This is a genomic window from Luteolibacter arcticus, from assembly GCF_025950235.1.
Taxonomy (GTDB): domain Bacteria; phylum Verrucomicrobiota; class Verrucomicrobiia; order Verrucomicrobiales; family Akkermansiaceae; genus Haloferula; species Haloferula arctica.
Genome location: NZ_JAPDDT010000004.1, coordinates 523,073 through 536,315, shown reverse-complemented (window position 1 = coordinate 536,315; position 13,243 = coordinate 523,073). Strand labels below are relative to the sequence as shown.

Sequence of the window (13,243 nt, the reverse complement as noted above, 5' to 3'; positions counted from 1 at the left end):
CCCATGTCCGCTGCCCAGGATATTGAAAAGCTTTGCGCGAAATTCGGCGCGGATGTCGTCGGAACGAAGGAGTTTCGTGGCGAGCACACGATCTGCGTGAAGCTCGGCGTGCTGCATGACGTGCTCGCGACCGCCAAGAAGGATTTCGGCTACGAGATGATCATCGACATCTCGAGTCTGGACCACTTCGGCGAGGATCCGCGCTTCGAGATGGTCTATGAACTTGTCACCGTGGACGATTCGAAGCACCTGCGGGTGAAATCGAAGGTCTCCGAGGAAGAGGAAGTGCCGACCTGCACCGACGTCTGGGTGGGTGCCGATTGGCATGAGCGCGAGGTTTACGACATGATGGGCATCCGTTTCACGGGGCACCCGGACCTCCGCCGTATCCTGATGTGGGAGGGCTATCCCTTCTACCCGCTGCGGAAGGATTTCCCGCTGGCCGGCCGCCCGAGCGAAATGCCGGACGTGGCTTTCACGGGCATTGCTCCGCTGGAAGGTGGTCCTTTCGTGACCAGCCCCGGCACCAATGACTCCGTGAAGCGCGAGCCGCGCGCCCGCGTGGTGAAGTAAGCCGGTCTTCGCCCGCCACTTTCGACTCTCCACCTCGCTCCCAGCCATGCACTCTCCGTTCGTGCCCGGACGGAGCCAGCGGCTGAAATGGTGGTGGGAGGATATTCGCTCCGCGCGGTTCTCGCTCGCTTTGGCTGGGGTGGTACTGGCGATCGAGGCTGCGCTGACCCTGCTCGGTGGGGCGAATGCCATTCCGGAGGTCTATCAGGCGCTGGGATTGAGCCGGGACGGCATTCGGAAAGGGTGGGTGTGGCAAATCGGCAGTCATGCGCTGATCCACGGGGTGTGGTGGCACGCGCTGCTGAATGTGTTGATTCTGATCACCACGGGAGCACGGGTGGAACGAATCGACGGATGGAAGACCGCGGCACGGGTTTTCGTGATCGGGTCGCTGGTAGGAGGCGTGGCGTTTCTCCTCATGCCGATGCCGATGTCTGACATGGTATTGGTCGGCGCTTCGGGAGGGATTTTCGCGCTGTTCCTGTGGATGACCACGATGTCGCCTCAGTCGCGGATGGTGCTGGTGCCGATTTCTGCGAAGAACCTGGGGTTGGGAGTCCTGATTGCCTCGGGGGCGCTCGCCGTGGCGGTGCCGTGGTTGCCCGCCGGAGATCTGGTCGTTTCACATTCCTGTCATTTCGGCGGAGCGCTAACGGGTTGGTTGATTGCCCGTAGGAACACAAGGGAGCCGCTGACCTTGGCAGATTTGCAGAAAGCGCGTGCCCGCCGTGAGTCAGCTCCCGACTCCTGAATCGGTGCTTGCAATGCCCGGGGAATCCGCTTTCTTCCGCGGACCCGAACAAGGGCGGACCGGCCAAGGTGGCTGGACTGAATCAAATACATCAATGAGCGAAAGCACCATCAACGTCGCGGACTTCAAGATCCACGAAACCGACACCGGCAGCGCCGATTACCAAGTCGCCCTGCTTACCCAGCGGATCACCCACCTGACCGCCCACCTCGGCCTGCATAAGAAGGACACCTCGTCCCGCCGCGGCCTCCTGAAACTGGTCGCGCAGCGCCGCAAGCTGCTGGACTACGTGAGGGCCAACTCCGAAGAGCGCTACCAGAAGCTGCTCGCCGGTCTCAGCCTCCGCAAGTAAGACCCCTTTCCTCCGACGGCCACGGTTCACCCCGTGGCCGTCGCGCATGAAACGGCGGGCACCGGGAAATGTTTTCCCCTCCGCCGCCGGACAGTCCCCGCGAACTTTTTTTGCACTATGGGATCTGTCCGAAATCCAACACCGCCCGGGGCATGTCGCCGCGGGCACACACTGAAAGACAGACAAGATGAACATCCATACCGTAACGAGCCAGGTCGGCTCGAACCCCATCACCTTTGAAACGGGGAAAATCGCAAAGCTCGCCGACGGCGCCGTCGTCGTGACTTGCGGCGAAACCGTGGTCCTCGTGACCGCCGTGTCGCAAACCAAAGTGAAAGCCGGCCAGACCTGGTTCCCACTTTCCGTCGAGTACAAGGAAAAGGCGTCCGCCGCCGGTCAATTCCCGGGCGGCTACTTCAAGCGCGAAGGTCGTCCGACCGAGAAGGAAATCCTCACCTCGCGCATGACCGACCGTCCGCTGCGCCCGCTCTTCCCGAAGGGCTACCTTTACGACACCCAGATCGTCGCGCTGCTCCTAGCCGCCGACAAGATCAACGACTCCGACATCCTTTCGATGAACGGTGCGTCCGCCGCCCTCGCGATCTCCGATATCCCCTTCGCCGGCCCGATCGGCGCGGTGCGCGTCGGCCGCGTGAACGGTGAATTCATCATCAACCCGGTGTTCGACGATCGCGCCGAAAGCGACCTCGACCTCGTGTATGTCGGCAACAAGAACGACGTCATCATGATCGAAGGCGCTGCCAACGAGCTGCCTGAGGAAGACTTCATCAAGGCCCTCCACTTCGCCCAAGGTGCAGTGCAGAAGCTGGTGGAAGCCCAGGAAGAACTGGTCCGCCTCGCCGGCAAGACGAAGCGCGATTACGCCCTCACCCTTGCCAAGGACGAACTCCTTGAGATCGGCTACGAGATCGCCGGTTCCCGCATCGAAGACGCGATCTACGCTCCGACCAAGATGGAGCGAAGCAAGAAGGTCGGCGCACTCCGCGACGAAGTCGAAGCTGCCATCAAGGCCCGCTACCCGGAGTCGAACGACTTCGATGTGGAGCAGGTCTTCGAATACATTCAGAAGAAGGCGTTCCGCATTTCCATCATGGAAAAGGGCGTGCGCGCCGATGGTCGCAAGGTTGGCGATCTTCGCCCGCTGTTCGCGGAAGCCAACAGCCTGCCCCGCGTCCACGGCTCCGCCATCTTCGCCCGCGGCGAAACGCAGGCGATGGGCATCTGCACGCTGGCCCCGGCCGACGAGAAGCAGTTCTTCGACAACTACGCCGGTGGCGAGGACAGCAAGCGCTTCATCCTCCACTACAACTTCCCTCCGTTCTCGGTGGGTGAGACCGGCCGTATGGGTGGCCTGAACCGCCGCGAAATCGGCCACGGCGCCCTCGCCGAGCGCTCGATCGCCCCGGTCATCCCGGACGTCGAGGATTTCCCTTACGCCATGCGCGTCTCGTCGGAAGTCATGGAGTCGAATGGCTCCACCTCGATGGCCACCGTTTGCGCCGGCACCATGTCGCTCCTTTGCGCCGGTGTCCCGCTCAAGGCTCCGGTCGGCGGCATCTCCGTCGGTCTCGTGACCGAGCTGAACGATGACGGCACCCTCAAGGCTTACAAGCCCCTGCTCGACATCATCGGCTCCGAAGACTTCTACGGCGACATGGACTTCAAGCTCTGTGGCACCGATGAAGGTGTCACCGGCTACCAGCTCGACCTGAAGCTCCCCGGCCTGCCGATCGCGATCCTCGAGGAAGCCATCCACATGGCGAAGGCCGCACGCACCACGATCATCGCCAAGATGACCGAGGCCGTGTCCGGTCCGCAGGCTCTCAGCCCGCATGCCCCGCGCATCGTGTCCGTGAAGATCCCCGCCGACCGCATCGGCGAACTCATTGGGCCTGGTGGCAAGAACATCAAGGGCATCCAGGCCGAGTCCGGCGCCGAGATCAACATCGAGGACGACGGCACCGTGCACATCTACGCTTCCAAGGAAGAAGGATTGCTGCGCGCGAAGTCGCTCATCGAGCGCATGTTCCAGGAAATCGAAGTCGGCAAGATCTACACCGGCAAGGTGGTCAGCATCACCAACTTCGGCGCCTTCATGGAAGTGCTCCCCGGCAAGGACGGCCTGATCCACGTCTCGGAGCTGGCCGAAGGCCGCACCGAGCACGTCGAAGACATCGTCAAGAAGGGCGACGTGATCACCGCCAAGTGCCTCGGCGTCGATGAAAAGGGCCGCGTGAAGATGAGTCGCAAGGCCGCCCTCCGCGAAGAAAAGGCCCAGCACGCTGAGACCGAAGCTGCCAACGCGTAAGCTCGATTGCTCTAACAAAAGCCCGGTCTTCCGCGAGGGAGGCCGGGCTTTTTTGCGCTGGGATCCATCTTGCCCAAGCATTGGGCGCTTATTACCCTGAGGGAGTCATCGAGACTGACTTGGTGCCAAAGCTCAGGATCCCGCGCGCCTGCCTTCATGGTATGGCGTTCGGAGCAATGTCCGTGAGCTTTCTGCTCACCATTGCAGTCCACAATGACTGGCGCCACTTGGATTTGGCGTGGCAGACGGTAGCTGTAGCATGGTTTCCCTCGGCTTGCGTTGTGGTGTTCCGCCGCAGGAGCGACGCATACGTTCTCCCGGCATCTATCATCCTTCCCGCACTCGTCGGTTGGGATCTCGCCTGCCGCTTGGGTTAAGGAGGAGCGGCCGACCACGGCGGAAGGCCTAAGGTTGCCACTGGATCCGCGCGAAACGGTGGCCCTCGGGCAGGGGGATTTCCGCGCGGACGGTATCAATGGTCGCGTCACCGCTGGCCTGGGTCGCAACGACGGTTTCCACGACTCCGATGGCGTTGCTCCAGCTGTCGAGATTCTCCGATGTCTGGATCTGATAGGAACGCGGAAGATTATTCCTGCGCGGGAACTCAAGGATCATGGCCGGCGCGTCCGGCTCCTCCTTCAATGAGAATTTCAATGGGTTCTCCGAGGCTTCCTCAGGTGAACTGCCAAACAAGTACTCGATCAGGTTCTGCAATCCATCGGCATCGGCATCGGCGTCCGGCTCTGAATCCAAGGTTTCGAAGTGCATGTTCTCCCAGGTGTCCGCCACGCCGTCATGGTCTTCGTCAATGCTTCCGATTTCGGACCAACGGAGGATGTAGATCTTGCCGTCCCCACCGAGTATGGCCATGCCATCGGCCCCCCAGCGGGTGCAACTCAAGGACCAGTCGTCGGTGCCGGATGTGGGAAGCGTCAGCGATGCGGAAGCAAGTCCGGTGCTCGTTGAGAAGCTGCGGAGACTCTTCCCGTTCACCAGATAGGCTCGACCCCTGGCACCGTCGAGGCAGGGGCTGCCGGAGCTTGCCAACTTCAGGTTCGGGGTGAGATGGGAACTGTCGAAGAGGGTTCCGCCGGAGGTGAGCAGGGTATCGCCGTCGGCATGCATCTTCCTGATACTTGAAGCACTCCGGGTTTCCAGTAGCTGAAGTCCCTCCGGGGCGACGCGGAAGCGGTGGATCGAGTAGACGCTGTTGCTCGCATCTGAAGTGACGATGATTCCCGGCGTTCCGGTGGGCTCGATGACGGTCCCGTAGATATTCGTGGGTGTCGTCGTGAGGTCATCGACGAGCACCATGCTTGAGGAACTACCGGTGGTGCCCACTACGGCTTTTCTCCCGTCTCCCTCCAGAACTTCAATATCGGTGACGTAGCCACCCCGTCCCGATGGGCCAGTGACCATCGGCACCCGGGCGATGGAGGGTGGGTTGGCTTCAAGATCGAGTCGACACAGTTGCGGGGTGTCGGAGAAGCCGACGTAAAGGTAACGTCCGTTGTCGGACAGGGCGATGGCATTCTCCATCGGCGTCGCGCCAAGGGGGATCGGTGAGGAGATGGCTCCCGTCCTGGGATCGATGGACACGACGGAATTTCCGAGCGGCGGCGCTTCGCTCGAAGGCACGGTCGCCCAGAAGAGCTTGCGGCTCTCGTCGTAGGTCAGGGACTTCGACACCAGGCGGAGGGTATTGATCGTCTCGGGTGCGGATTGGTAGGACACGCGGGCGAACCCGATGTCCACGTTGTTGGTACCGTCTGGATCGGCAGCGCTTGAGGTCGCAATCACCTGACAGCTCGGGTTCCCGGCGGAGAGCGGTGTCGTCGTCAGGCCCAAGGTGACCGATGCACCTGATGCCAAGTCTCCCAGCGGCAGTTTGACCACCAGGCCGGCGGCGACCGGTGTTCCGCTCGATGCCGTTGTGCCATTCAGCGCCTGGTCACTCGAGAGTGTCGCGGTCACTTCCGCACCGATTGCGGGATTCGGCCCGTGATTGGTCACCACCACGCTGTAGGTCATCGGTGCGCCGGTTCCCACCGGGCCCGGGGGAGGTGTCAACTCAACCTCCAGATTCGCCGGAGCTTCGCTTGAGACCACGGAGGTGCTCACCAAGCGGACCTTACTGTCGCTCCGGAAGGCGAGGCCCTTCTTGCCCCAGCGAATCAAGGAAGCGACGCCGTAGTCCGTGACGGGCGGGATACTCACCCGTCGCACCACGGCGTTGATCGCCGGATCGCACACTGTGATCGCTGAATAGTCTGATAGGAACGATAACTTCTCCAGGAAGTAGACGCGGCTTGCCGCCATTTCGGCCCGTGCGATTCCGGCGGTGGGAAAGGTGCTGCGTGCCTGCATCGTGGAGCCGTCCGCGACTTTTCCGTTGCCTCCGAAGATGAGGTCTCCCTGCGATTGGAAGTCGGGGAGGAAGCCATCAATCGCGGTACTGGTAGTTGTGACCCGGGTCAGGCCGTTGGCATGAAGCTGCAACTTGCTCAGCCCGTGACCCGTGTCCCGGTTGTTGTATCCGAAGAAGATGGTGGGATCCGCCGAAGGTTCGATTTCGCTGTTGGTTCCAGCAGGTAATTGGGGACGCTGCACCCCGTTGGTGTAGACCGCAGTGCCATAAAAGCCCGTGGTGCTTTTGGCTCCCCGCGAGAGAATCACGGTGTCAGGTTGCCCCGCGACGGTACAGATGTCGTCGGCGTACATCATGCCCCAGGAGGGATCCGATCCCACCGGGAAAGTGCTCACCATGGTCATGGTCGCCGGATCGATCTTTCCGATGGTTCCATTGGCGTAGAGCGCGACATATAGGAACTGCCCGTCCGGAGTCAGGGCCATCCTCCGCGGATCCTGATTGGTGGTCACGCTGCCCGTGATCTGCAGGGTCACCGGATCGATCGCGATCACCTTGTTCTTGTGAATGCCCGTGTCGCTGGCGAGCACGCCAGCATAGATCACGTTGCGAGCCGGATCCCACACAAGATCCGAGGCCTTGATGGCCAGCGTCCGGATGGCGTCGAAGGAGGGAGAGATTCCGGAATTCCCGGCTGCATCCCGCGCCCGCAACCGCAGTCCGGTGGCATCGATGGCGGGCATCGTTATGGAGCCGGTCCAGATCGAATTGGTGAGATTGACCGACGCCGGTGAGGCCGCCTGCGCGCTGCCATCGGGCAAAACCAACTCAAGATCTACGGAACCACTCAGCCCGGGGATGATCGTCCCTTCGACATCAAGCGGGCGGACGGCCACCGTGACCGGGATGCCCAGATTCATGAGATCGGTGAACGCCGAGGTGAAGGCGTAGGAAGCGATCTCGTTGTCCTTCACCACCACATTCTTCGTCGCCGAGGTGAATCCTACCGCGGTGGCTTGCAGCGGCGACGTTCGCGACCCGTCCTGGACCGAGTTGTCAGTAGTCGTGATCGTGAAGGTCGCGCTGGTGGACCGCGCGGGAATGGTGACGGTGGATGGAACCGTCAGCCCCTCGCCATTTTCAATCGCGAGGGTAACGACGAGCGGATCGGGAATGGTTCCGGTCACGGCGACCGTTCCCGTGGGGCTGGCGCCTTCCAGGATCGTCGTGGGAATCGTCAATGTGAGAGCGCGGGTCTCATTGTCGGTCGCCACCGTGGTGGTGCTCGCCGGCGTCATCCCTGGGGCGGTGGCGGTGGCGACCACGGGAATGTCCCCGTCGATGGCGGTATCGTTGTTTGCTCGCGCGGTGAAGGTCAGTTGGCTTTGGCCTGCCGGCACCGTCAGGGTGGCCGGCAAGGTCAACTCACCAGACGGAGTTGAGGAAAGGCCCAGGGTCAGCGCGATGGACGGTGCGGGGCTGAAGGAAAGCGTGGCATTGTCGGAGGGGAGCTCGCCTTCCTTGAGTGACGCCGGCAGGGTGAGGGAGACCACGGGCACCTCGTCATCGATGACCGTCACGTTTCCGGCCGTCGCCGTGATGCCCGGTGAAGAAGCGGTCACGCTCGCGGTGCGGGTGAGCGTGACCGAGCTGTCGTCCTCGATCGAGTATTGGAAGCTCGTGAAGGTGGCACCCGCGGGAATCGTGACGGAGGGAGGGACGATTAGTGGAGACCCGGGCGTCGCCGATAGTGCCAGCGTCAGCGGCGCATCCGCCGCAAAGAGGAGCACCACATAGCCGGTGTAAGTTCCGCCGCCCTCGTTGACAGGACCCGGGAGTTCCACGATGGATCTCTGATCCACATCGGCAGTCACGGTCACATCGTCGATGGCGATGCCGTCGAGCGGAGCGGGGGCGTTGTCATAGCCCGAGAAACGGATCCGGCAGTTCGGTCCAAAGTTTCCTCCGAGCTGGCTGACTGCTGCATCCAAGGGGACCGTGTAGGTGGTCCACGTCGTTCCGGCGGCAGCCAGCGATTGGAGGCTGCGCCATGTCGCGCCAGCATCGGTGCTGATGGCTGCGCCATCGTAGTTTCTGAAGGTCGTGAAATTCTCTGCCGGGGGTGAGTGCGGCTCGTTTCCCAGGCTCTTGGCCTTGAATTGAAGGACGAGGTTCTTCTTGAAGCTCAGATCGAGGGGAAAGGATGCTTCCGCCACCGAAGTGGTGGAGTCATTCAGAGCATCGTCCAACACCAGATGAGAGGTGCCGGTGGCCGGGTCGTGTTCCGTGGTTGTCCGGGCACGGCCTTGCTGGTTGGTTTCGACGGTCCAGGTGAGGCCTTGTTCGAAGCCATCTTCGAAAAGGGTGGCTCCATTCGCGATCGATCCGTTGGCAAGCAGGGCGAGCCAAGTGGCTCGGGATAGGTAGGCGTGCATCGTCTGCTTGGGGGGTCAAGGATGAAGCCACTTGATGCGGGCGAAGCCGCGATCCGGCCAGGCCGTTGGGATTCGCACTTGCACTTGCTCCACGGTCACGCCGTCCACCGTTGCGGTGGAGAGTACGGTCTCGGTGGCGCTGGGAACGTCAAACCACCCGGAAGCATCCTCACTCAGTTGGTAGCGGTAGGAGTCGGGGCTCACACCCGCACGGCGCGGGAAGCGCAGGAGGATACTCCGGGCGTCCTGGACGGCTTCGACGCTTGGCTTCAGGGGATTCGCCCCGGCGGTGACGGGAGAAGTCGCAAAGAGATACTCGAAGGCATCGGCCAGACCGTCGCCATCGCCATCGCCTTCGGGGTCCACCAGCGTGGTGCCAAACTGTGCGGCGGCCCAGGCGTCGGAGATACCGTCCGCATTTCCATCGGTATCCTCCGGAATGATGCCCGACCAGCGGCCGACGAAGACCTTCCCATCCTCGCCAAGGATGGCGATGCCATCGATGCCCCAGCGCAAGCATGTCAGTGCCCAGTCGCCACTCGTCGTGACGGGGAGAGAGAAGCTTCCTTTCGCTTCCCCGGTGTCGGAGTCGAAGCTGTGGAGGGCGTTTCCGTTGACGATGTAGGCGCGGTTATGTTCGCCATCGAGGCATTCAGCCCCATAGACGGGCAAGGTGGCGATCATGCTCATGGTGCCGGCGTCAAAGAGATGCCCGCCGTCGGAGAGCATCCGGTCGCCAGCTGAGGAGATTTGAACTGCATAGCTGCCTCCGCTGAGGAAATCGTTCATCGAATGGATTACTTCGACTCCCGTGGCAGTGACAGCGACGCGCGAACCGCTATAGGTGCCGGTGTAACCATCGTGACCAAAGAAAATCCCCGGGGTGGCCGTGCGTTCAATGTCGCCGACTTCGTAGATTGAAGTGTCGACCGGGCGCGGGGTTTGGTCGTCGATGACTTGGAGGGCCTGATTCGAAGTTACCAGCAGCACGCTGGTGCCATCGCCATCCAGCACCTCGAAGTCCCGGACGAGTTGGCCCGAAGACGAGCGTACGGAAAACGGAATCCGGATTGCAACCGGTGTCGCCTGCGACAGGTCGATGCGGGCGAAGCTGGAGGTTCCTTCAAGTCCCACGTAGAGGTAGCGGCCATTGCCGGACAGGGCGATCGACCCCTCGAATGGCGGCGCGTCAAGCGGGATGGGATCGGAGACCAAACCATTGAGAGGATTGATCGATACCACCGAATTGCGGAAAGGTGCCTCCATCTGTGGGGAAAGTGCCGCCCAAAGCAGATTGCGTGTCGGATCAGGAACCAGTGACTTTGCCACCAGTCGGATGGAGTTCACCGAGTCGGTCGCCGTGAGATAGCCGACGCTTACCAAGCGCGCCGTGGAGTTGTTGGAAAAGTCAGGATCCACGACGTTGGAGACGGCCTTGGCAGTGCAACTGACCCCGCCAGCCGATTCAGGATGGACGGTGAGCGTCAGCGTTGCCGTGGCATTGTTGGCCATGTCCGGAGGCAGCAAGGTCACGAGTGAACCGCTGACAGCGCGGTTGCCCGCGGAAGAGGTCGCGGTCAGCAGCGTCTGTCCGCTGGACAAGGTCGCCGAAAGCACCACGCCGCGTGCGAGGTTCGGTCCGAGGTTTTTCACCTCCACCGTATAAGTAAGCGGCTGCCCTGCCGTCGCCGGTGCCGGGGACGCGCTGACGGTGACCGCCAGATTCGCCGGTTGGCTGGAGGGGACCAAGGTTCCGCTGCTAACAAGGTAAACGTGAGTTGTACTTCGGAAAGCGAGGCCATTGCTTCCCCAGCGGATCAGCGAGGCTGCCGTGTTGCCAACGCCCGGCATCACCGACTGCCGGATCAGGGAGTAATTGGAGGCATCGTAGCTACCGATGCGGTTGTAATTGGCCGTGGAAGAGGATGTCTTCTCGAGGAAGTAGACACGGTTCAGGATCGGGTCGGGGCGCAGCGGTCCGGAGGAAGCAATGGTGCCGGCCTTGGTCATGGTGAGGCCATTGATGACATCGCCGGTGGAGGAGTAGATGCGGTCCCCGGCGGATGTGATGTCTCCGCCAGGCAGGCTATTGGTGGAGGAAGCCACCGAGAGGCCATTGGCATCCAGTGTCAGGGTCCGGAACCAATTGCCAGAGTTGCACCAGAACCGAGTGGGAATCGAGGAAGGCTCGATGCGAAGAGCATCGACGTTTTCGCCGGTACTGACAGGTCTCGCAATCCCGTCGTCAAAGACGGTCACTCCATTGTATCCGGAGGAGTAGCCGTCGCGTTTCAGCGTTACCAGGAGAAGGTTTGGCTGGCCGGCCACCGTGCAGATGTCGCCCGCAAAAAGGGTTCCGTAAAATGAGTCCAATCCGATGGCGAAGGACGAGACCACAGTCATGGTGACCGGGTCGATCTTCGCGACCCTGCCATTGCCATTCTGCACGACATAGAGGAATTCGCCGCCGCTGGTCAGGGCAAGCTGGCCGGGATTCTGAATGGTCAGGACCCCACGCCGGATCTCCATGGAAACCGGGTCGATCTCGACAACGTGGCCCGCGTAGGGGCTGGTGGCGCTCGATGGCACGCTGGCGTAAATGACTTCACGCAACGGACTCCAGAGCAGGTCCGCCGTGACCAGCTCCAGCGAGCGGATCGGATCGAAGGCGGTGGAGAGGCCGCTGCGGCCGCCCGTATCGCTCGCCCGCAGTTGCAGTCCGGATGCGGTTATCGCCGGAAGAGTGACCGTTCCCGTCCAGCCGGAGCCCCCCAAGGTGAGGCTGGCCGGAGAGGCCGGAAGAACGCCTCCGCCAGGTACGAGCAGGTCGAGATTCACCGTGCCGGCGTAGCCGCTGATGACATTTCCCGCGGAGTCCAGCGCAGTCACCGTGACGCTCTGCGGGGTGCCGACGGGAACGAGATCGGTCAGGGCGCTCAGGCTGTAACTTGCGGGATCATTGTCACGCACCACGACATTCCTGGTGGCGGCGGTAAAGCCCGCCGCGGTGGTCGTGAGCGCCATCGTGCGGGTTCCATCCGCGAGGCTATTGTTGACCGCTGTGATCGGGAAGGTGACTTGGGTCGCCCCGGCAGGAATTAAGACGGAAGCCGGTACGCTCACATTGCCGCCACTGACGATCTCCAGGTTCACCAACAGCGCGTCCGCAAGGGTGCCGGTAATTGCGATGGTGCCGCTGCCGGAAGTGCCTTCCATCACGAAGGTCGGCACGGTGAGCGTCAGGGTCTTGGTTTCATTATCGAGTGTCGTAGTGACGGCGGTCGCTGGTGGAAGCCCCGGGGCAGCGGCGCTAACGTTCACGGCGATATTGCCATCGATCTTGGTGTCATTGGTCGCCCTTGCGGAGAACGCCGCTTGTGTCTGGCCGGCTTGGATGGTGACGGTGGCGGGGATGGTGAGCTCGGCGGCCGGGTCCGCCAACAGCGAGAAGATCACCGGAATGGCGGGTGCCGGAGTGATGCTGATGGTGGCGTTGTTCGTAGAGATGTTTCCCTCTTGCAATTGGGCAGGAACCGTCAGCGTTGCATTGGCCGTTTCATTGTCCGTCACCACGATGATTCCGGGGGTGATGGAAATGCCAGCTGCGCTCGCGTTGACCGTGACGCTGCGGCTGAGCGTCACCACGCTGTCCTCCGGTGCGCTGAATTCGAAGCTCGCCCATAGTTCGCCAGCTTCGATTGTTGCCGATGCCGGGATGGTGAGGGCCGTCGAGCTTCCCGACAGGGTGACCGTTACTGGGGTCGCTTGGACGATATTGAGCGACACGAAGCCGAGGTGAGGACCGCTAGCCTCGGCAACCGTTCCCGGAAGTTCGATGGTGATGCGCGGATCCTCATCGGCGGTCACTGAAACGCTGTCAATGGCGATCCCGTCGAGGGGTGCTGGGGAATTGTCATAAGCCGAAAACCGAATCCGGAAGCCTGCGCCGTAGCTACCCCCGAGGGCCGTCACGCTGCTGTCGAGCGGAAGCGAGAATGAAGTCCAGTTCGGACCGAGCGTGGCAAGGGATTGGACGCTGCGCCAGATTGCGCCGCCGTCGCAACTGACCGCCACCCCGTCATAGTTGCGAGTGGATGTGAAGTTTCCAGTGGGTGGGGTGTGGGCCTCGTTGCCCAAGCTTTTTGCGACGAAGCTGAGAGTTACGTTTTTCTTGTCCGTGAGATCGAGGTCGAAGCTCGCTTCGGCCACGGAGAAAACCGCGTCGTTCGCGTCGTCATCCAGAATCAGGTGGGCGGCTCCTGCCGCGGGTCCTTCATCGCCGGTGGCACGGGCGCGACCGTCATTGGTCTTCGTCACCGTCCAATTGAGACCGGACTCGAAACCATCTTGAAAAATAGGCTGTGCCCCGGCCACGGCAAGAAAGCAGGTGGTCAGGGCAAGGGACAGGTGAGATAAGGTCATGGAGAGGGACGCG

General features: G+C 61.9%; 6 protein-coding genes. 4 read left to right on the top strand and 2 right to left on the bottom strand.

Annotation, left to right across the window (positions count from 1 at the left end; translation table 11 throughout):
• Nucleotides 1-3: 3 nt before the first annotated feature.
• The 4 genes from OKA05_RS12915 to OKA05_RS12900 all read left to right on the top strand — a co-directional run bounded on the left by OKA05_RS12915 (nucleotide 4) and on the right by OKA05_RS12900 (nucleotide 4,005).
• Complete coding sequence (locus OKA05_RS12915) at nucleotides 4-573, top strand: NADH-quinone oxidoreductase subunit C (protein ID WP_264487562.1); 570 nt, start codon at nucleotides 4-6, stop codon at nucleotides 571-573.
• 46 nt (nucleotides 574-619) lie between these two features.
• Nucleotides 620-1,324 (top strand): rhomboid family intramembrane serine protease, encoded by a 705-nt coding sequence (locus OKA05_RS12910; RefSeq protein WP_264487561.1) that lies wholly within the window; start codon nucleotides 620-622, stop codon nucleotides 1,322-1,324.
• A gap of 94 nt (nucleotides 1,325-1,418) precedes the next feature.
• Nucleotides 1,419-1,676, top strand: coding sequence for a 30S ribosomal protein S15 (gene rpsO, locus OKA05_RS12905; RefSeq protein ID WP_264487560.1), 258 nt, complete (start codon nucleotides 1,419-1,421; stop codon nucleotides 1,674-1,676).
• A gap of 187 nt (nucleotides 1,677-1,863) precedes the next feature.
• The gene (locus tag OKA05_RS12900) at nucleotides 1,864-4,005 is read left to right on the top strand and encodes a polyribonucleotide nucleotidyltransferase (protein WP_264487559.1); all 2,142 of its coding nucleotides are present in this window, start codon (nucleotides 1,864-1,866) and stop codon (nucleotides 4,003-4,005) included.
• A 405-nt stretch (nucleotides 4,006-4,410) separates the two neighbouring features.
• Here OKA05_RS12900 and OKA05_RS12895 read toward each other — a convergent pair whose 3' ends face one another.
• Nucleotides 4,411-8,808 (bottom strand): hypothetical protein, encoded by a 4,398-nt coding sequence (locus tag OKA05_RS12895; protein ID WP_264487558.1) that lies wholly within the window; start codon nucleotides 8,806-8,808, stop codon nucleotides 4,411-4,413.
• 15 nt (nucleotides 8,809-8,823) lie between these two features.
• Nucleotides 8,824-13,230: a DUF11 domain-containing protein gene (locus OKA05_RS12890; RefSeq protein WP_264487557.1), complete on the bottom strand. Its 4,407-nt coding sequence runs from the start codon at nucleotides 13,228-13,230 to the stop codon at nucleotides 8,824-8,826.
• Nucleotides 13,231-13,243 lie beyond the last annotated feature (13 nt).

What these genes read in the sequence shown, in the direction of transcription:
- OKA05_RS12915 (WP_264487562.1), top strand. Translation starts at nt 4, where the DNA reads ATGTCCGCTGCCCAGGATATTGAAAAGCTTTGCGCGAAATTCGGCGCG.
- OKA05_RS12910 (WP_264487561.1), top strand. Translation starts at nt 620, where the DNA reads ATGCACTCTCCGTTCGTGCCCGGACGGAGCCAGCGGCTGAAATGGTGG.
- rpsO (WP_264487560.1), top strand. Translation starts at nt 1,419, where the DNA reads ATGAGCGAAAGCACCATCAACGTCGCGGACTTCAAGATCCACGAAACC.
- OKA05_RS12900 (WP_264487559.1), top strand. Translation starts at nt 1,864, where the DNA reads ATGAACATCCATACCGTAACGAGCCAGGTCGGCTCGAACCCCATCACC.
- OKA05_RS12895 (WP_264487558.1), bottom strand. Translation starts at nt 8,808, where the DNA reads ATGCACGCCTACCTATCCCGAGCCACTTGGCTCGCCCTGCTTGCCAAC.
- OKA05_RS12890 (WP_264487557.1), bottom strand. Translation starts at nt 13,230, where the DNA reads ATGACCTTATCTCACCTGTCCCTTGCCCTGACCACCTGCTTTCTTGCC.